The sequence below is a fragment of the Mycobacterium sp. 852002-51057_SCH5723018 genome, assembly GCF_001667035.1.
Classification (GTDB): Bacteria; Actinomycetota; Actinomycetes; order Mycobacteriales; family Mycobacteriaceae; genus Mycobacterium.
On the sequence record NZ_LZIR01000070.1, the window covers coordinates 133,435 to 151,149 of the forward strand.

17 protein-coding genes are annotated in these 17,715 nt (G+C 67.9%); 5 read left to right on the forward strand and 12 right to left on the reverse strand.

Annotated features, from left to right (window positions below; all coding sequences use genetic code 11):
• The first annotated feature begins 18 nt into the window (after window positions 1-18).
• From opcA to A5764_RS13720, 3 genes are read left to right on the forward strand one after another with little or no spacing between them, the layout of a single operon-like run.
• Window positions 19-930: a glucose-6-phosphate dehydrogenase assembly protein OpcA gene (gene opcA, locus A5764_RS13710; RefSeq protein ID WP_067114041.1), complete on the forward strand. Its 912-nt coding sequence runs from the start codon at window positions 19-21 to the stop codon at window positions 928-930.
• Window positions 927-1,670, forward strand: a complete 744-nt coding sequence (pgl, locus tag A5764_RS13715; RefSeq protein ID WP_067114042.1) for a 6-phosphogluconolactonase — start codon at window positions 927-929, stop codon at window positions 1,668-1,670. Before opcA ends, pgl begins: the two co-directional genes overlap by 4 nt.
• A 15-nt stretch (window positions 1,671-1,685) precedes the next feature.
• On the forward strand, window positions 1,686-2,075 hold the full coding sequence (locus tag A5764_RS13720; RefSeq protein ID WP_067114043.1) for an ATPase: 390 nt from the start codon (window positions 1,686-1,688) through the stop codon (window positions 2,073-2,075).
• A gap of 4 nt (window positions 2,076-2,079) precedes the next feature.
• On the opposite strand, the gene A5764_RS13725 is transcribed toward A5764_RS13720, so the two are convergent.
• From A5764_RS13725 to gap, 8 genes are all read right to left on the reverse strand, one after another.
• Window positions 2,080-2,892, reverse strand: coding sequence for a DUF1206 domain-containing protein (locus A5764_RS13725; protein ID WP_067114044.1), 813 nt, complete (start codon window positions 2,890-2,892; stop codon window positions 2,080-2,082).
• A 74-nt stretch (window positions 2,893-2,966) separates the two neighbouring features.
• A complete protein-coding gene (locus A5764_RS13730) occupies window positions 2,967-3,521 on the reverse strand; it encodes a phospholipase D-like domain-containing protein (protein ID WP_067114045.1) in 555 nt (184 codons plus the stop codon).
• A 56-nt stretch (window positions 3,522-3,577) separates the two neighbouring features.
• Entirely contained in the window at window positions 3,578-6,385 is a 2,808-nt protein-coding gene (gene ppc, locus A5764_RS13735) for a phosphoenolpyruvate carboxylase (RefSeq protein ID WP_067114046.1), read from the reverse strand.
• Between the two features lie 93 nt (window positions 6,386-6,478).
• Complete coding sequence (locus A5764_RS27495; RefSeq protein WP_231989705.1) at window positions 6,479-7,258, reverse strand: SPW repeat protein; 780 nt, start codon at window positions 7,256-7,258, stop codon at window positions 6,479-6,481.
• Window positions 7,259-7,424: 166 nt separating this feature from the next.
• Window positions 7,425-7,658: a preprotein translocase subunit SecG gene (gene secG, locus A5764_RS13745; protein WP_067114047.1), complete on the reverse strand. Its 234-nt coding sequence runs from the start codon at window positions 7,656-7,658 to the stop codon at window positions 7,425-7,427.
• 30 nt (window positions 7,659-7,688) lie between these two features.
• Window positions 7,689-8,474, reverse strand: a complete 786-nt coding sequence (tpiA, locus tag A5764_RS13750) for a triose-phosphate isomerase (protein WP_067114048.1) — start codon at window positions 8,472-8,474, stop codon at window positions 7,689-7,691.
• A complete protein-coding gene (gene pgk / locus A5764_RS13755) occupies window positions 8,471-9,760 on the reverse strand; it encodes a phosphoglycerate kinase (protein WP_067114049.1) in 1,290 nt (429 codons plus the stop codon). The genes tpiA and pgk overlap by 4 nt, the downstream gene beginning before the upstream one ends.
• Before the next feature lie 2 nt (window positions 9,761-9,762).
• A complete protein-coding gene (gene gap / locus A5764_RS13760; protein ID WP_067114050.1) occupies window positions 9,763-10,782 on the reverse strand; it encodes a type I glyceraldehyde-3-phosphate dehydrogenase in 1,020 nt (339 codons plus the stop codon).
• A 295-nt stretch (window positions 10,783-11,077) separates the two neighbouring features.
• Here gap and A5764_RS13765 point away from each other — a divergent pair, with 295 nt between their 5' ends.
• Window positions 11,078-11,878, forward strand: a complete 801-nt coding sequence (locus A5764_RS13765; RefSeq protein WP_067114051.1) for a beta-xylosidase — start codon at window positions 11,078-11,080, stop codon at window positions 11,876-11,878.
• 132 nt (window positions 11,879-12,010) lie between these two features.
• On the opposite strand, the gene A5764_RS13770 is transcribed toward A5764_RS13765, so the two are convergent.
• From A5764_RS13770 to A5764_RS13785, 4 genes are all read right to left on the reverse strand, one after another.
• Window positions 12,011-12,817 carry a L,D-transpeptidase family protein gene (locus A5764_RS13770; protein WP_067114052.1) on the reverse strand — a complete coding sequence of 269 codons (807 nt, stop codon included), beginning with the start codon at window positions 12,815-12,817 and terminating at the stop codon, window positions 12,011-12,013.
• 110 nt (window positions 12,818-12,927) lie between these two features.
• A complete protein-coding gene (locus A5764_RS13775) occupies window positions 12,928-14,370 on the reverse strand; it encodes an NAD(P)/FAD-dependent oxidoreductase (protein ID WP_067114053.1) in 1,443 nt (480 codons plus the stop codon).
• Between the two features lie 6 nt (window positions 14,371-14,376).
• Window positions 14,377-16,104, reverse strand: coding sequence for a DUF3556 domain-containing protein (locus tag A5764_RS13780; protein WP_067114054.1), 1,728 nt, complete (start codon window positions 16,102-16,104; stop codon window positions 14,377-14,379).
• A 127-nt stretch (window positions 16,105-16,231) separates the two neighbouring features.
• A complete protein-coding gene (locus A5764_RS13785; RefSeq protein WP_231989706.1) occupies window positions 16,232-16,573 on the reverse strand; it encodes a hypothetical protein in 342 nt (113 codons plus the stop codon).
• A 332-nt stretch (window positions 16,574-16,905) separates the two neighbouring features.
• Between A5764_RS13785 and A5764_RS13790 the strand changes: the two genes are divergently transcribed.
• Window positions 16,906-17,715 (forward strand): lysophospholipid acyltransferase family protein, encoded by an 810-nt coding sequence (locus A5764_RS13790; RefSeq protein ID WP_067114055.1) that lies wholly within the window; start codon window positions 16,906-16,908, stop codon window positions 17,713-17,715.

Consider the following 17,715-nt stretch of genomic DNA (forward strand, 5'->3'; position numbering starts at 1 on the left):
CGGACGGGAGCGGCGCCAATGATCGTCGATCTGGACGAAACCACCACCACGGCGGTCAACAAGAAACTCAGTGAACTGCGCGAAAAGGCCGGTGCCGTCACCATGGGCCGGGTGCTGACGCTGCTCATCGCGCCGGACAGCGAAGAAGTGCTGGAGGACTCGCTCAAGGCCGCCAACGACGCCAGCCATGAACATCCCAGCCGGATCATCGTCACCATGCGCGGCGACCCATACGCCGACAAACCGCGGCTGGACGCACAGCTGCGAACGGGCGGCGACACCGGCGCCAGCGAGGTGGTGATCCTGAAGCTGTCGGGGGCGCTCGCCGGCCACGCGGCCAGCGTGGTCATCCCGTTTCTGCTCCCCGACATCCCGGTGGTGGCGTGGTGGCCCGACATCGCCCCGGCGGTGCCGGCCCAAGACCCCTTGGGCAAGTTGGCAATTCGGCGCATCACCGATGCCACCAACGGCGTCGAACCGTTGTCGGCGATCAAGAGCCGGTTGCCCGGCTACACCGCCGGCGACACCGACCTGTGCTGGGCGCGGATCACCTACTGGCGGGCGCTGCTGACCTCCGCGGTCGACCAGCCGCCCCACGAACCGATCGAGGAGGCGCTGGTTTCCGGCTTGCAGACCGAGCCCGCCCTCGACATCCTGGCGGGGTGGCTGGCCAGCCGGATCGACGGTCCGGTGCGCCGGGCGGTCGGCGAACTCAAGGTCGAGTTGACACGCAAGAGCGAGACCATCATCTTGAGCCGGCCCCAGGAGGGCAGGACGGCCACACTGAGCCGCACGGCCAAGCCGGAAGCTTTGGTTCCGTTGGCGCGCAGGGAAACCGGTGAATGCCTGGCCGAGGACCTGCGGCGGCTGGACGCGGACGAGATTTACCAGAAGGCACTCGAAGGTATCAAGAAGGTGCAATACGCGTGAGTTCCATTGTCGAGGTTTTTCCGGACGGCGACGCCATGGTCGAGGCCGCGGGCGGACGGCTGGTCGATACCATCGGGGCCGCCGTGGCGGCCCGGGGGCGGGCGCTGATCGTGCTGACCGGCGGCGGCAACGGCATCGGGCTGCTGAAGTATCTCGGCACCCAGGGTGAGCGCATCGACTGGTCCAAGGTACACCTGTTCTGGGGCGACGAGCGCTACGTTGCCGAGGACGACGACGAGCGCAACGACAAGCAGGCGCGCGAGGCGTTGCTCGATCACATCGACATCCCGTCGAGCCACGTGCACGCGATGCCGGCCAGCGACGGTGAATTCGGCAACGACATCGCCGCCGCGGCGCTCTCCTACGAGCAACTGTTGGCGGCCAACGCCGAACTGGGCCAGCCGGTGCCGAATTTCGATGTGCACCTGCTGGGGATGGGACCCGAGGGCCACATCAACTCCCTGTTCCCCGACACCCCCGCGGTGCACGAGATGACCCGCATGGTGGTCGCCGTCGAAGACTCTCCCAAGCCGCCGCCGGAGCGAATCACCTTGACGCTGCCCGCGATTCAGCGCTCACGCGAGGTGTGGCTGATGGTGTCCGGGTCGGGCAAGGCCGCCGCGGCCGCGGCCGCTATCGGCGGCGCCGCCCCGGTGTCGGTGCCGGCCGCCGGGGCCGTCGGACTCGAGGCAACCCGCTGGTTCCTCGACGAGGAGGCGGCGGCCAAGCTCCCCCGCTGACCGGTCCGCGTCATAATGACCGTCATGGCAGACAGAACCGTGCGCAGCGGGAGTGAGCGGAACCGGATCAAGACCCTCACCCAGGCCGCCCTGAACGCCGATAAGACCGTCGAGCAGGTCGAAGATGTCCTCGATGGCCTGAGCAGCACGATGAAGGAGCTCAACAGCTCGCTGACGCGCCTCAACGCCACGGTCGAACGCATGGAGACCGGGCTCGATCACCTGGACGGCACCCTGGCCAGCCTGGACGAGCTCGCCAAGCGACTGATCATCCTCGTCGAACCGGTGGAGGCCATCGTTGCGCGGATCGACGACATGGTCAGGGCGGGTGAAACGATGATGGCCCCGCTGTCGGCCACCGAGCACGCCGTGCGCGGCGTCATCGACCGGCTGCGCAACCGCTGAGGACTCACATCTTGTTCGATCGGGCCATGACGAAGCTGTACAGGCCGTAGGTGATGATCCCCAGGCCGGCGGCGACCAGCAGCGCCGGCCCATAGGGTTGAGCCCCGAGCGTCTTGAGCGCCCCGTCGAGTCCGGTGGCCTTCTTCGGTTCGGAGCTGCAGGCGGCGACGACGACCAGCGCGCCCGTCCCGGCGATGACCACGCCTTTGGCGACGTAGCCCGCCGCGCCCAGCCGTCGCACCAGGTCACCGGTCTTGCCCTTGAGGTCGCCGACGAAGTTGCAGCTGGCTCCCTTGTAGATGTGGTAGACGCCCACCGCGACGATGATCACGCCGCACGCGATGAGCGCGAGGGTGCCGGCGGTCGTCTGCATCAGGCGGGCGCTGACGCTCGAATTCTGCCGATCGGCCGGCTGCCCGGCGCCCCGGGCGAACCCGAGCGCGGAGTATGCGAACGCGAGGTAGACCGCCGCCAGCCCGAAGGCCTTCGCCCGCTCCCACGCCGCCGACGATGAGCCCTGCGACTCGCGGTCGCTCGAGCGACCGAAGGCCGTTTCGACGAGCCGCCAGAGGCCAAGCGTCAGAAGGGCGGCCGTGGCGACCCAGAGCACGACCGGGCCGCCCGGTTTGGTCGCCAGCGTCGCCAGGGCCCCGGTTTGGTCGGCGGTGCCGCCCTCACCGCAAGCGATCCGGATGGCCAGGTAGCCCACGATCAGGTGTAGCAGCCCGTTCACGACATACCCGGCGCGGGCCAGTCGTTCGAAGACGCTGTTTTGGGCCAACCGCGCCGGGGTGACGGGTGATGTGTCGTGCGACATGGCATCCGAATGCCCATTACCCGCAATTGCGTAACGCGCTCGCCAGCCCGTTCATCATCAGCAGGATGCGGCGCTTACTTCGCCTTGGCGGCGCGCGCGGCCATCTGCTTGAGCATGTCGTCGTGGATGATGTCGAGCCTGGAGCGGGCCTCGGCGCACACGTAGGGGTCGCGGATCACGGTCATCTGGTTGTCCTGCTTGGTCTCGCCGCCCTCGGACCAGTTGGTCGAGCCGGTGATGACGTCGACGCCGTCGATGATGACCATCTTCAGGTGCATGATGGCCGACTTCTCGCTGTGGCCGATCGCGATGCTGTTGCCCGTCTTGTCGTTCAGCCAGGCCGCCAGGAGTTCGCGCTCCGCCTTCCCGGCAGCCTGCGTGGAATCGAGACTCATTTGCACATAGATGTTTTCGTCGTGCAGCTTCGACTGAAGGATGGTGTTGAGCTGACTGTCATCGTAACCGTACATGGCCACCACGATGCTTTTGTTGGCCGACGTCAGCAACGCCTGCAATGCTTGGTGCACATGGTCAACCGGACTGTAGAAAGTCCGGGTGTCGTCGGGATAGCCCGGCGGAAACGGTGCCGCCTTGTATTGGTCGAGATCGGACAGCAAAGCAAGAGCCATGATTGCTCCTCAGTTGGTGCCGCTGCGGCCGAGCAAGATTATTTCATCATCCGCCGTTACCCGCTATTGCGTAACGCGCTCGCCAGCCCGTTCATCGTCAACAGGATGCCGCGCTGCACCAATTCGTCGTCGTCGCCAGAGCGGTAGCGGCGCAGCAACTCCACCTGCAGGTGGTTCAGCGGCTCCAGGTAGGGGAAGCGGTTGAACACCGACCGCGCCAGCGCCGGGTTGTCGGCGAGCAGGTCGTCGTGTCCGGTGATCAGCTTGTGCATGGCGATGGTGCGCCGGTGTTCGTCGACGATCTTGTCGAACACCCTGCGCCGCAACGATTCATCGGCGACCAGCTCGGCATAGCGGGCGGCGAGGCCCAGATCGCTCTTGGCCAGCACCTGCGCCATGTTCGACAGCACGCTGGCAAAGAACGGCCACCGCTCATACAGCTCGTGCAGTATCGCCACCCGCTCGTTCTCGCCCTCGGGGCCCGCCGCGATCCACTGCTCGAACGCCGTGCCGGTGCCGTACCAGCCGGGCAGCATGACCCGCGACTGGGTCCAGGCCAGCACCCAGGGGATGGCGCGCAGGTCCGAGATGGATTCGGTGGGCTTGCGGGAGGTGGGCCGGCTGCCGATGTTGAGCGACCCGATCTCGCTGACCGGGGTGGAGGCTTTGAAGTACTCGACGAAACCCGGTGTCTCGTGCACTAATTCGGCGTAGGCGCGGTGCGCGAGGGCCGCCACCTCGTCGAGCACCGCGTAGGCCGGCTCCGCGGCGTCGCCCAGGCCCTCGACGTCCAGCAGTGTCGACTCCAGGGTGGCCGCGACCAGGCTCTCCAGGTTGCGCCGGGCCAGCTGCGGCTCGGCGTATTTCGCCGCGATCACCTCGCCCTGCTCGGTGAGCCGCAGCGAGCCGTTCACCGCTCCCGGTGGCTGCGCCAGGATGGCCTGGTAGCTCGGGCCGCCGCCGCGGCCGACGGTGCCGCCGCGACCGTGGAAGAGCCGCAACCGGATACCGGTTTTGCGGGCCACCTCCACGAGGGTGAGCTCGGCGCGATAGACCGCCCAGTTGGCGGTGAGATACCCGCCGTCCTTGTTGGAGTCGGAGTAGCCCAGCATCACCTCCTGCGAGTCTCCGCGCGCGGAGACGAGCGACCGGTACAGGGGCAGGTCCAGCATCGCCTGCAGGATCGACGCCCCGTTGTGCAGGTCGTCGATCGTCTCGAACAGCGGCGAGATGCCCAGGGGGCAATAGGGTTCCGGCCCCGAGGCATCCAGCAGGCCGGCCTCCTTCAGCAGGATCGCGGCTTCCAGGACGTCCGACACCGACTGGCACATCGAGATGACGTAGTTGGGCACCGCCGCCGGGCCGTAGAGCTCGATGGCGCGGGCGGCGGCCGCGACGACGCCCAGCTCGCCGCGGGCCAGGTCGGACAGTTGAGCGTGGTCGCCGACCAGCGGGCGGCGGGTGCCGAGCTCGCGCGCCAGCAGCTCGACCCGTTCGTCTTCGGGCAGCGAGCCGTAGTCGGGGTGCACGCCCGCCCAGGCCAGCAGCTCGCCGACGACCTCTTCGTGCACGTCGGAGTTTTGCCGCAGGTCCAGGCCGGACAGGTGAAACCCGAAGACGTGCACGCTTTCCCGCAATCGGGCCAGCCGGTCGTCGGCCAGCAGCCCGGCGCCGTGCGTGCGCAGGGAGGCCTCGATGGCGTCCAGGTCGGCACGCAGTTCGGCCGGCGCCTGATACCGGGGCAGGCCCAGGTCGAGCTCGTGCTGCGGCTGCCGGTCCAGGATCTCGGCGGCCGTCGCGGTGAGGCGCCCGCGGATCACCCGCAGCGCCCGCCGGTACGGCTCGTCGGCGCGGGCTTTGTCGTCGCTGCGCTCGGCCAGTGCGGTCACCTCGGGGGTGACGGTGATGAGCCGCGCCGACATCGACAGCTCCTGCTCGAGTTCGGTGAGTTCGGCCATGTAGTGCGCGAGGGCGGTGAACGCGGCGCTGCCGGTAGCCCGCCGCACCACGTCGGCGGTGACGTTCGGGTTTCCGTCGCGGTCACCGCCGATCCAGGAGCCCGGCTGCAGGATGGGCGCCGACACTAGGTCGGCCTCGGGCCAGCGGGCGCGTAACGCGTCGCGCACCTCGGCGTTGACATGCGGGATCACGTCGAACAGCGCGGCCGGGTAATACCGCAGCCCGACCTCGATTTCGTCGGTGATCTGCAGCCGCGACAGCCGGATCAGCGCGGTCTGCCACAGCGTGAGGACCTGGCGGCGCAGCTCGCGCTCGATGTCGCGGCCCGCCTCGGTCTCGGTGTGCCCCGCGGCGTGCAGGCGCATCAGCTCGGTGATGCGGTGCTGGGTGACGAAGACGGTGCGGCGGCGCGTTTCGGTGGGGTGGGCGGTGATCACCGGGGACACCAGGGCTCCCCGCAGCGCGTCGGCCACGGTGGACGAATCCAGTTCCGCCCGATCGAGTTTCGCGTAGGTGGCGGCCAGGCTGCTGTCCTGCGGCGGCTCGCCGGCAGCGACGTGCAGCGCGCGCCGGCGCTCGCGGTGGATGTCTTCGGCAACGTTGGCCAGCAGCGCAAAGTGGCTGAACGCCCGGATGACCGGGATCGCCCGGTGGATGTCGAGGCCGTCGAACATGCGGGACATGTCGGCCCGATCGATTTCGGACCGCCGCACCCGGAAGGATGCCACCCGCGCGCGTTCCACGAGGTCGAACACCTCCTCGCCGTTCTGCTCGCGCACGGTGTCGCCGAGGATGGTGCCCAGTAGCCGGATGTCGGCGCGCATGGGTTCGGTCGCCTCGCGCCCGACGCGGGTGCGCCGGACGGCGCCGATCGGTTCGAGCGCGGTGTCGGAAGCCTCAGCCATGGATCCCAGTATCGGTGTGGAGCGCGTGGCCCGCCCGCCCACGGTTCACCATCGAGGGGTAATACGCCTCACTACCGGGGAGATCGCGGAGCGCTAGGTGGTCGGTCGGTATCGGGCCCGGTACCGCTCAGCGGCATCGTCGTGCACGGTGGCGGCGAAGTTCAGGTTTTCCCCCCGCAGATAACCCGCCACGCCGAGCGCCGCGGTGAGGGCACCTGTCACCCAGGCCGTCACCGCGTTATCGCCGCCAAACCCGCCGACCCACGGCGAAAGGAAAAGCGCCAACCCGGTGATGGCCAGCGTCAGGAAATCGTGCGTGGGGTCGGCGGCGAGCAGTGACCAGACAGCGATCACGGCGGTGAGTCCGCCGAGTCCGATCATCACGGCTGTGCCGACCGTTGTCTTGTGGGTTGCGATGCCCAGCAAAACGGTGGCGAAGCCGACAGCGAGTGCGGCCCGTCCCATCCAAAAGCTCAACGTGCTGCGCTTGGCTTGACCGCTGCCGATCTCGTTGACGCCGTACTCGGTTGGCGGCGCGCTGCCCGTCCACCCGATGCCACCGAGGATCACCGCGAGGGCGCCCGCCACCCAGCACGTCCAGGAGGCGCCCAGATCGGCCCGATAGCCGTTGCCGAGAAACGGAACGATGAACATGGCCAGGCCGACGACGACCAGGCCCCAGTAGTCGGGCCGGCGTTCGCGGGCCAAGACGGCCAACACTCCGAAGAAAGTGATGAAGACGCCGAAACCGAAGGCAAAGCCTTCGCCGACTTGCGTCGAGCTGGCCGGGAACGACGCCACCGCCGCGCACACCCCGACTGCGCCTGCGGCCCAGCCGAGCCACCCTCGATCTGAACTATCCGAAATCCCCACCGCGCACTCCTTACCTGCGACCGCTCGATGCGAGGGATACCCAGATCGGCGGGAGGTATCGGCAAGCCGCCGCACAAGCGGCCGAATGTGCAATTCACGACGCTTCATCGGCGTGTCGCGTCATGAATTGCACGCTCGGCGGCGGGACGGTGGGTAAAGGCGCGCGTCAGCGGTACTTGATCAGCAGTTCCATGCCGACGATGCAGACCAGCCAGATGCCGGTGATGAACAGCGTCAGCCGGTCCAGGTTCTTCTCCACCACGGTGGACCCGGACAGGCTCGACTGCACGCCACCGCCGAACAGCGTGGAGAGGCCGCCGCCCTTGGCGCGATGCAGCAGCACCAGCAGCACGACCAGCACGCTGGTGACCACCAGGGTGATCTGCAGGGCCAATTCCATGTCCGAGAGCCTACCGGTGCCGACGGGGAGTCAGGGCAGGGGCCCGCCGGCGGCGATCGCCGCCAGCGTCGCGAACTGCTCGCCGTCCAGCGACGCCCCGCCCACCAGCGCCCCGTCGATGTCGTCCTGGGCGATGATGTCGCCGATGTTCTTCGCGTTCACCGAGCCGCCGTAGAGCACCCGGACGGCGTCGGCGACCTGCGCCGAGGCCAGCGAGCTCAGCTCCTTGCGGATGGCCGCACACACCTCCTGGGCGTCATTGGCGCCGGCCACCCGCCCGGTGCCGATCGCCCACACCGGCTCGTAGGCGACGACGACGCTGCCGATCTGCTCGCTCGACAGGCCGGCCAGCGAGCCGCGCAGCTGATCCTCGCAGTGACCGACGTGCTCGCCGGCTTCGCGGACATCGAGGTGCTCGCCGATGCAGACGATCGGGGTCAGGCCGTTCTTGAGGGCGGCGGCGGCCTTGGCGGCCACCAGCGCGTCGTCCTCGCTGTGGTAGGTGCGCCGCTCCGAGTGTCCGACGACGACGAAGCTGCAGCCGAGCTTGGCCAGGAAGGCGCCGCTGATGTCGCCGGTGTAGGCGCCGGAGTCGTGCTGGGACAGGTCCTGGGCCCCGTAAGTCAGTCGCAGCTTGTCGCCGTCGACCAGGGTTTGCACGCTGCGCAGGTCGGTGAACGGTGGCAGGACGGTGACGTCGACCTTGTCGTAGTACTTGTCCGGCAGCGCGAACGCGATCTTTTGCACCAGCGCGATCGCCTCGAAGTGGTTGAGGTTCATCTTCCAGTTGCCGGCGATCAGTGGCTTGCGGCTCACGAGTCTCCTGCCCCCTTGTTTTGGTCAGGCTGGGGCCGGCCAAGGACCTCAATGCCCGGCAGCGTCTTGCCTTCCAGGTATTCCAGCGATGCGCCGCCGCCGGTGGAGATGTGCGAGAAGGCGGCCTCCGGGATGCCCAGCGCGCGCACCGCGGCCGCGGAATCGCCGCCGCCCACCACGCTGAAGGCGCCCTTGCCGGTGGCCGAGGCGATCGCCTCGGCGACCCCCTTGGTGCCGGCGGCAAAGGCCGGGAACTCGAACACGCCCATCGGGCCGTTCCAGAACACGGTTTCGGCGTTGGACAGCAGCGCAGCGAACCGCCTGACCGATTCAGGTCCGATGTCCAGGCCCATCTTGCCGTCCGGAATCCGGTCGGCGGCCACGGTTTCCGGCGGCGAATCGGCGGCGAACTTCTCCGCCACCACGATGTCCACCGGGAGACGAAGCACGTCGGCGTAGGTCTCCGACAACCGGCGACAGGTGTCCACCATCTCGGTTTCGAGCAGCGATGTGCCCACCGAAACACCGTGTGCGGCAAGGAAAGTGAAGCACATGCCGCCACCGATCACGATGCTGTCGGCCTTGGTCGCCAGCGATTCGATGACGCCGAGCTTGTCGGACACCTTCGACCCACCGAGCACCACCGCATAGGGTCGGGTGGTGGAGCTGGTCAGCTTCTCCAGCACCTCGATCTCCTCGGCCACCAGGGTGCCGGCGTAGTGCGGCAGCAGGGTGGCGACGTCGTACACCGACGCCTGCTTGCGGTGCACCACCCCGAAGCCGTCGGAGACGAAAGCCCCCGTGGGCCCGACCAATTCGGCCAGTTGCCTGGCCAGCGCCAACCGCTCGCCGTCGTCCTTGCTGGTTTCGCGGGCGTCGAAGCGGATGTTTTCCAGCAGCAGGATGTCGCCGTCGGTCAGCCCCTCGGCGCGGGCGAGCGCGTCGGTGCCGACGACTCGGGACTGATCGGAGCCGGCCAGTTGCACGTGCCGGCCGAGCTGTTCGCCGAGCGCGGCGGCGACGGGTGCCAGCGACAGCTTCGGGTCGGGTCCGCCCTTGGGACGGCCCAGGTGCGCGGTGACGACCACTTTGGCGCCGGCCTCGAGCAGCGCCTGCAGCGTGGGCACCGACGCGGTGATGCGACCGGGGTCGGTGATTTCAGCCGCTCCCCCAGCATCGAAGTCGAGCGGGACGTTCAGGTCGGAGCGCACCAGCACGCCCCGCCCTGAAACTCCTTCGGCCAGAAGGTCTTCGAGCGTGGGCAGGGACGACGCGGAAGAGGCCACGGTTACAGGGACTTGCCGACCAGGTCGACGAGGTCGACGAGGCGGTTGGAGTAGCCCCATTCATTGTCATACCAGGACACCACCTTGGCCTGGTTGTCGATCACCTTGGTCAGGCCCGAGTCAAAGATCGAGCTGTGCGGATCGGTGACGATGTCGCTCGAGACGATCGGGGCGTCGTAGTACTTCAAGATGCCCTTGAGCCGACCCTCGGCGGCCGCCTTGAACGCGGCATTGATCTCCTCGGCCCCCGCGGACTTGGACAACTCGGCGGTCAAATCGGTCACCGACCCGGTCGGGACCGGCACCCGCAAGGCATACCCATCCAACTTGCCCTTGAGCTCGGGCATCACCAACCCGATCGCCTTGGCCGCCCCCGTCGAGGTCGGCACGATGTTCAGCGCCGCGGCCCGCGCCCGGCGCAGGTCCTTGTGCGGCCCGTCCTGCAAGTTCTGGTCCTGGGTGTAGGCGTGGATGGTGGTCATCAGGCCCTTGACGATGCCGAACTCGTCATGGAGCACCTTGGCCAGCGGCGCCAAACAGTTCGTCGTGCACGACGCGTTGGAGATGATGTTTTGGCTGCCGTCGTACTTGTCGTCGTTGACCCCCAACACGATCGTGATGTCGGGATCCGTCGCCGGCGCGGAGATGATCACCTTCTTGGCGCCGGCCTCCAGGTGGCCCTTGGCCTTCGCCGCATTGGTGAACAGCCCCGTGGACTCCACCACCACGTCAACACCCAGGTCGCTCCACGGCATCGCCGCCGGACCCTCCCGCACCGCGAGCGCCTTGATCTTGGCGCTGCCCACCACGATGGAGTCCTCGCCCTCCAGGCTCACGTCGTAGGGCAACCGACCCAAAATCGAGTCGAACCTCAGCAGGTGCGCCAGCGTGGCGTTGTCGGTGATGTCGTTGACCGCCACCACCTCGATATCGGCGCCGCCCTGCTGCTGCTGCGCCAGCAACGCTCGATAAAAGTTGCGTCCGATTCGACCGAAGCCGTTAATGCCAACTCGGACCGTCACTTGTCTCTCCCTGTCTTCGTAATGTCTTCGAGTCCGCTGATCAGCGCTCGTCGCCAGCCTAGATCAGTGACGTGCTTCACCGCCCGCCGGTCAAGAGTCCCGCCCGCGGTACCCGGGGTTCACACGGCTGCGGTAACCGGAGCATGTCTCCTTTGTATCGGTTCTATAAGCCGCGCAATCGTCGCGTGTCGAATAGCAATAACGAGCCATACATTCGACACGACTGCGGTAGGGCTATGCGGTTCTGCTGACCATTTGATTGCGGAAACACTGAGTGCTTAAGGAGTCGACGTCGATGACGGTCTTCGATCGGTTCAACGTCAAAGTTGGCGCAACCATCGCCGGATTGTGCGGGGCCGCCATAGCGATGAGCCCGGATGCGGTAGCCGCCCCGCTGAAAACCGGCGGCTACGCGTGCGTTCAGGGACTGTCGGGCGAGGCTGGGGCGCCGGCGGCCGGCCCGATAGTCGCCGGTGGGGCGCCCGCGGCCGGCGGACCGGTGGTCGCCGGTGGGGCGCCCGCGGCCGGCGGGCCGGTGGTCGCCGGTGGGGCGCCCGCGGCCGGCGGACCGGCGGGCACCGGACCGGCAGGTCCCGGCGGAACGCCCGCGGCGCCCGTCTGCACGGCCAGCGCTCCGCTCAACGACATGTCCGGTGTTCCCCTGGTTGCGCCCGGGCCCGTTCCCGTGGTGCCGGCCGGCGCTCCGCTGATTGCATTGGGGCCGCCGGTCCCGGCTGGTGCGCCGGTCCCGGTCGGTGCGCCAGTGCCCGTCGGTGCACCGGTGCCCGTCGGTGCACCGGTGCCGGTCGGCGCGCCAGTGCCCGTCGGTGCACCGGTGCCGGTCGGTGCGCCGGTGCCGGTCGGCGCGCCAGTGCCGGTGGGCGCGCCGGTCCCGGTCGGTGCACCGGTGCCGGTGGTGCCAGTTGGTGCTCCGCTGATTGCGCTTGCCGGTGGCCCCCTGGACGGTGCTGCACCGGCCGGCGCTCCGATCATCGACATGGCTGGGACCGGCAAGGGTGAACCGACCGGTCCGGTGCCGGCCGGCGGCCCGGTGGCCGGTCAGCCGATTCGGCCCGGTCCTTCGGGTGCGCGCTGAGCCCATCCGCTTCCCCGCGATACGGACCCGCTGGATTGCTCCCGGCGGGTCCGTTCCGTTTGCGCGACAGGCGATCAGGCCGTCCAGTGAGAAGCACTGCGCCGCAACAGCTCTGGCGGAGCGCCTACGCTGCTATTCCTCGACGATCACCGGGTCGCCGACACTGACCCTGTTGAAGTACCACTCGGCGTCCTCGGGGCTCAGGCTGATGCAGCCGTGGCTGACGTTGTCCAGCCCCATCGCATTGACGGCCCAGGGCGCCGAATGCACGTAGAGGCCCCGGCCGGTGATACGGACGGCGTAATCCACCGGGATCCGGTACCCGTCGCGATCGTCGACGGGAATGCCGACGCTGCTTGAGTCCATGATCACCATGCGGTCCTTGGACAAGACGGTGTAAGAGCCGACGGGCGTCGGGTAGTCCGGCCTGCCCATCGAGGCCGGCATCACGCCTTGTTCTCCCCAGTGGGGCCGGTGGTGCGGCGCCGGCAACGAAGTCGGCGGTCCCGCCTCGAGCCCGTCGATGGTCACGGTGAACGTGTGATCGGAGATCTTGGCCACACCGACGACGGCGGGGCCGGTCTGAAACTCCGAGTGCACGTTGCCCACCGACAGCGCCACCGTGCTGTGCGCCGGCCAGAAGCGGTCAGGAACCCACCGCACCACGTCGCTGTCAAGCCATTCGAACCTGCCGGTCATCGCGGGCGCGGATTTGACGTCGATGGCGCGCTCGGCCGCGTGCCGATTGTTGACTGGCGCCCGGAACGTCACCACCACGGGATGCGCCACACCCACCAGGGCGCCGCGCGCCGGTAGCACCGAGGCGACGACCAAGCCATACGGCTGGTTCGCCGCGGCCAGGCTCACGTCGGCGGGCTTTGCGACCACACTCGCACCGATCACGCTCACCGCAAGAACACACCGCACAACCGCACGCATGGCCCCAGTCCCTTTTAACTGACATCGTTGTAATAGTGATGGTAGGGGGCGTGAACTGCGGAAGCGCCAGGGCGCGTTAGCGATTCGATCAAGTCTCTGTCACGGTTCGGCTACACGGGTTTGACTCGCGCCGACCCTCGCTTGCGCAGCCATCCCAGCGCCGACTCGGCGGCGTGATAGCCGCACAGGCCGTGGATGCCGGCCCCCGGCGGCGTGGATTGTGAACACAGGTAGACGCCCGGCACGCCGGTCGCGTACGGGTTGACGGCGACCCGCGGGCGAAGGATGACCTGCAACCCGTCGTTCGCGCCGCCGATGATGTCGCCGCCGATGTAATTGGGGTTGTAGGCCTCTAGCTCCGCGGTTCCCGTGCTGACGGTCGCGATGACGCGGTCGCGGAAGCCGGGGGCGAACCGCTCGATCTGGCCGACGACGGCGGCGGTGGCGTCGCCGGTATAGCCGAACGGAACGTGCGCATAGGCCCATATCGGGTGGACGTCGCCCGCCGACCGCGACGGGTCGGCGAGGTACTGCTGCCCGACGAGGACGAACGGGCGCCGCGCCATGATGCCTTGTGCGCGTTGACGTTCGGTGTCGGCGGTCTCGGCGAACGTGCCGCCGAGATGGACCGTGCCGGCCCGCCGGCAGTCGGGGTTGGTCCACGGGATGTCGCCCTCGACGGCGAAGTCCACCTTGAACGCCGACGAGCCCTGGCGGTAGCGCCGATAGGACCGCCGGATTCGTGCCGGCATGTCATCGCCGTAGATCCTCAGCGCGCCGGCCGGGCTGAGGTCGAGCATGACGATGTCGGCGTCGGGGACGTCCTTGCGCCCTGCGACGCTCACTCCGGTGGTGACGGTGCCGCCGTGCGCTTCGAGGGCGGCCACCAGAGCGGCGATGATCGAGCCGGATCCGCCTTCGGCCACCGGCCACCCGTAGCGCTGCCCACCGGCCAAGAACATCAGGCCCATGGCGGCGGTCAGCGGTCGGTCCAGCCGGGTGAACATGTGCGCGGACGCGCCGCCGAACACCGCGCGCGCCTGCTCGGTGCGAAACCAGCGGGCCAGCACGGTCGCCGGCAGCAGCGCGCGCGGCCCGAACGCGGCCAGGTGAACCGGGTGGCGCGGCACATGGATCACCGGGCGAAAGAAATCCTGCGCCAGCTGATCGAATCCCGCCGTGAGGTCCCCGAAGGCGCGCCGCCACCGGGTGGCGTCGGGTCCCATGCCCGCCGCGGTCTCCTCGATCGAGTGGTACAGCACGCCGGCGGTGCCGTCGTCGAGCGGGTGCGCGCAGTCAATTTCGGGCCACTTCCACGCCAACCCATAGCTTTGCAGGTCGATCTCTTGCCAGAACGGCGAACCCACGCCCATCGGGTGCGCCGCCGAGCAGTGGTCGTGGATGACTCCGGGCACCGTCAGCTCACCCGAACGCGCTCCCCCGCCGGGCGTGTCGCGAGCCTCCAGCACCTGCACGTCGATGCCGTGGCGGGCGAGGTGGATCGCGGCGGCCAGGCCGTTGGGCCCTGCCCCGACGACCACCGCGTTAGACATCGACAGTCATCGCGTGGCGCGGGAAGTGGTGACGTGGACGGGGAACCGGTCGCCGGGTTCGGGCCACGGCTGGCGGCTGAGCATGTCCGAGACCTCGACGTAGCCGCTCTCGATCACCCCGGCCTTGGCGTCGAGGATGCGGTACCACTGCCTCTGGATGTGAATCGGCTGGCCCTCCAGCACGATGACACGGACGTCGCCGTCCTCGAAGTGGCAGCGCCGCTGCACCGCCTCCAGCAGCTGCTCGTTGTGCAGGTGGCCTTCGCCGAAGTTCCAACCCACCAGGGGGCCGGCGACGATCTCGCCCTCGCGCACGCTGTAGTCGGCCTCGTTGGCTTCTCCGCCCAAAGCACGGGGCAATAGGCCGTTGAGCGCCCTGCCATGCGTATGCATCGCCCGGAAGGCGGACGTCTTGTCGCTCATGATCTCCGCCGTCTTGGCGTCGTAGAGCTTGGCCAGCTGATTGACCACGAGCGCGGAGCTTTTGACGATGTTGGCCTCGATCTTGTCCTCGGCGCCCGCGCGGAAGCACCACACGCTGGTGGCCCAGTTACCGGCGTAGTACCGCATCGCCGGTAGGAACGAAATCTTTTGGGGGAACATGTTTCCCGCGATCGGCAGCACGGCGAGCGCGACGATCAGGATGGCCAGCAGCAGCGGCGAGGAGAGGTCGACGGCGTGGATCGCGCCGTAGTGGCCGAACAAATAGAACAGGGAGAAGATGAAGAACACGTTCCACTCCAACGGCACTCCCATCGGCAGGTTGGAGAGGATGTTGAGGTGGAAGATCACCATGAAGCCGATCAGGAACCACCGCCATGGTTGCCCATCGGCGACGAACACCAAAATCCCCGGAACCAGGAATTCGGCGGTGGTGCCGCCGACGTGGGCCATCGCCTTCGGCAGCCAGGAGGGCCGCAGGTCGTTGACGTGGTCGATGTAGAGCATGTGCTTGACCGGGTTGAACAGCTTGCTGCGCAGCAGCGCGTTGTTGCTGGTCATCACTGACACCACGTAGGGAAAGTGATGGTTGAGCTTGGAAGTTGCTGCACCCCACCACAATCCGAGCATGATGATCTTGAAGGCGGCGATCTGATCGGTGAACGGGAAGAAGAACACGATCAGCTTCAGCCAGTAGTGTTCACCGCGGGCGGCCAGGAAGATGGTTTTGTCCCGCAGACCCAAGATCGCCAGGGCCACGATCGTCGGCAACACCCGAACGGGGTCGATCAGCGGGCCCGGCGCCAGCAACGCCCACCCGCCGCCGATCAAGACGACGGCATACAGGGCGACGTCGACGACGGTGCGGGTGTCGCCGCTGGTGAACGGAACCTTGCCAGGCCACGCGGGTAGCCGAATCGTGTTGGGACGCAACCAGTACAGGAAGCCGCCGACCGGCGGCATGAACCGCCCGGTCAGCGGCCCGGATCCGCAGCCAAAGCCCAGGACCTCGAACAGCAGCGTGAACACGATGAACTTCTGATACACGATCGGTTGCGTCCACCAGTCGCCGATGCGCCCAAGCCCGCCCAGGCCGGGGGTGAGCGAGATGATCGCGGCGGGAACGGCCACGTACAGGGCGATCTTCATCAGATACAGCAGATACACCGCATAGGGCGTACCAAAGCCGTGTTCCGCCCAGTGCCTGGTCGCGATCTGCAGCCGCGTCGACCGTGGCTGCGCCTGCCAAGTATCCGGGTCGACGTCCGGAAGCTCCGGTGACATGAATCCCATGGGTGGCCTCATTCGCTTTCGGAGGTGAAACCAGTGGCCAATACCAATGTATCCACCAACCCGAACGGGGTTGGCCAGAAGCCGAAAATCGTTGGAGCGCCGCGTGATTGAATGCGGTGAAGCGGCCCTAGCGGACCGCGGGGCGCGCCCTGCGCGGCAGGTGGGCAGGCCCGCCCGGCGCCCGGACGGGGAACCGCCGGCGCAGGTTTTCGATCAGGCCGTCCAGGGTCTGGCGGTCCTGTTCCTCGAGACGGGCCATCCGCCGAAGGCTACCGGCGCCGTCGGTGTCGCCGGCGGCTTCCGCGATCGCGATGGCCTTGTGGCATTCGCCGATGCGGTGGTCCACGTGGCGGCGACTCTGCGCGAGCAGCCGTAGGAAGTAGCTGGCTTGGAGCTGATCCGCCGTCTCGGCGACCGTGGCCGAGGGCTCCACATCACCGGCGGGCCGGTGCACCGTCATCGAAGCCATAGCTCCTCCTTGACGTACGTTGGCCGGTCCGGAGTGGACGGCGCTGCTGTGGAGCCCGCGCCCGCGTCTGTCGCGAGCGCTGTTCGACCTGTGCCCAGCGACCGAGCGAGTATCGCGCTCGTCGGACAAACCGGCGACGTCCATCTCGTCTCTCTCGGCTGGGATCGGGTGCTTGGCAGGGGGTAACAATAGCCCCGGAGTCAGGCCGGCGCCACCGACGGCGGCGAGCAACCCCTCGTTTGCCTGGCGGGCCGGGAAAACGCTCAGGGCCCGGTCGCTACCATCGAGTGACTCGCGAGGCAATGCGGCCTCGCAAGCGTTGAGGGAGGAACGTGACGGACAGCGACAGCCCGGACATGGGCGACATCGAAAAATTCGATCCCGGCCTCACCCAGCGCTTGATGGGTGTGCTGCGGCCCTTCTTGAGGACGTACTTCCGCTCCGAGGTGCACGGCCTGGATTCCTTCCCGGTGAGCGGAGCGCTGGTGGTCGCCAACCACTCCGGCGGCATGTTTCCGATGGACGTCCCGATCTTCACCGTCCACTTCTACGAGAAGTTCGGCTACGACCGGCCGGTCTACACGCTCAGCCACGACATCCTCATGACCGGCCCTACCGGCTCGTTCTTCCGGCGCACCGGCTACATCCGGGCCAGCCGGGAAAACGCGGCCAGGGCCCTGCGATCCGGCGGCGTCGTGATCGTCTTTCCCGGCGGCGACTACGACGCCTACCGGCCCACCTTCTCGGAGAACGTCATCGACTTCAACGGGCGCAAGGGATACGTCCGCACGGCGATCGAGGCCGGCGTGCCCATCGTGCCCGCGGTGTCCATCGGCGGCCAGGAGACCCAGCTCTATCTGTCCCGCGGCACGTGGCTGGCCGAGCGGCTGGGCATAAAGCGCTTGCTGCGCAGCGCCATCATGCCGGTCTCGTTCGGCTTCCCATTCGGGTTCAGCGCCGTGATACCGCCGAACCTGCCGTTGCCCACCAAGATCGTGACGCAGGTGCTCGACCCGATCGACATCACCGCCGAGTTCGGCGACGACCCAGACGTCGACGAGGTCGACGAACACGTACGGTCCGTGATGCAGGAGGCCCTCACCAAGCTCGCCGACAAGCGTCGCTTCCCGATTCTGGGCTGA

Coding starts and splice junctions, on each gene's coding strand:
- opcA (WP_067114041.1), top strand. CDS start 19: ATGATCGTCGATCTGGACGAAACCACCACCACGGCGGTCAACAAGAAA.
- A5764_RS13720 (WP_067114043.1), top strand. CDS start 1,686: ATGACCGTCATGGCAGACAGAACCGTGCGCAGCGGGAGTGAGCGGAAC.
- A5764_RS13725 (WP_067114044.1), bottom strand. CDS start 2,892: ATGTCGCACGACACATCACCCGTCACCCCGGCGCGGTTGGCCCAAAAC.
- A5764_RS13730 (WP_067114045.1), bottom strand. CDS start 3,521: ATGGCTCTTGCTTTGCTGTCCGATCTCGACCAATACAAGGCGGCACCG.
- ppc (WP_067114046.1), bottom strand. CDS start 6,385: ATGGCTGAGGCTTCCGACACCGCGCTCGAACCGATCGGCGCCGTCCGG.
- secG (WP_067114047.1), bottom strand. CDS start 7,658: ATGGAATTGGCCCTGCAGATCACCCTGGTGGTCACCAGCGTGCTGGTC.
- A5764_RS13765 (WP_067114051.1), top strand. CDS start 11,078: ATGACGGTCTTCGATCGGTTCAACGTCAAAGTTGGCGCAACCATCGCC.
- A5764_RS13770 (WP_067114052.1), bottom strand. CDS start 12,817: ATGCGTGCGGTTGTGCGGTGTGTTCTTGCGGTGAGCGTGATCGGTGCG.
- A5764_RS13775 (WP_067114053.1), bottom strand. CDS start 14,370: ATGTCTAACGCGGTGGTCGTCGGGGCAGGGCCCAACGGCCTGGCCGCC.
- A5764_RS13780 (WP_067114054.1), bottom strand. CDS start 16,104: ATGGGATTCATGTCACCGGAGCTTCCGGACGTCGACCCGGATACTTGG.
- A5764_RS13785 (WP_231989706.1), bottom strand. CDS start 16,573: ATGGCTTCGATGACGGTGCACCGGCCCGCCGGTGATGTGGAGCCCTCG.